Below are 810 nucleotides of genomic sequence, written 5' to 3'. Positions count from 1 at the left end.
CTCGCGTGCGTAGGTTAATAATTTTTGTTGGTGCTTTGCTGGTATACAACTACGCCATCTAGAAACAGATGACACATCTCTTTGCACTATGGCTGCTACAGTTTTTAAACCACCTAAATATTTTATAATTAATCTCGCAGGCATATGTAATCTCCATAACAGCGCAATAAATAATTGCACTTTTTACATATGTCAACAAAAAATGCACTTTTCACATTTTTGCATTTTACGTATTTTTAAGGATAATGTTTAGATTATGAGTAGCAATATTGAAAAAAGCATTCAACAATGGCTAGAAAAAAAATTAGACGAGCGCGGACACGGTGCTCAAATAGAACTAGCTGCCTACTTAGGAATCCATCAGTCCACTATAAGCAGAATGATTAATCCTTACAAAAATGGAAAATCAAGAAGCATTAGTATTGGGGAACTAGTTAAAATAGCCGAGTTTTTTAACGAGCCCCCCCCAAATTTCTTCAATGATGTTGATCAAGAGTTTATGAATTTTTATCGTGATCTTTCTGAAGAAAACAAGAAGTCTGTGATTTTATATATTGAGTTTTTAAGGCAATCAAAAGATAAGTAATAGTTTCCTTTTCTTTCTGAGAAAACCCTTTTAAAAGGTTAGATTCTTGTTCCGCTATTTGCATTTTGTATCTCCATAAATTGTGGATAGTGCATTTCTTAAAAAAATATACCTAACATAAATATGCACTTTTTACATTTTTATGTTGACACTTGCACTTTTTGCATGTATTCACTCCATATCTTAGAAAATAACTTTTGCCAATAGGCTTATGGAGGCATTTG

At 32.6% G+C, this 810-nt stretch carries 1 protein-coding gene; it reads left to right on the top strand.

Annotated elements, in window-relative coordinates:
- Positions 1–256 precede the first annotated feature (256 nt).
- Positions 257–586 carry a helix-turn-helix domain-containing protein gene (locus BN338_RS09805; RefSeq protein ID WP_019220317.1) on the top strand — a complete coding sequence of 110 codons (330 nt, stop codon included), beginning with the start codon at positions 257–259 and terminating at the stop codon, positions 584–586.
- Positions 587–810: the final 224 nt, after the last annotated feature.

This window comes from Bartonella queenslandensis AUST/NH15 (assembly GCF_000312585.1).
GTDB lineage: Bacteria > Pseudomonadota > Alphaproteobacteria > Rhizobiales > Rhizobiaceae > Bartonella > Bartonella queenslandensis_A.
The sequence above is the reverse complement of the archived record's forward strand: the minus strand, read 5'-3'. Positions and strand labels throughout refer to the sequence as shown.

What these genes read in the sequence shown, in the direction of transcription:
- BN338_RS09805 (WP_019220317.1), top strand. Translation starts at nt 257, where the DNA reads ATGAGTAGCAATATTGAAAAAAGCATTCAACAATGGCTAGAAAAAAAA.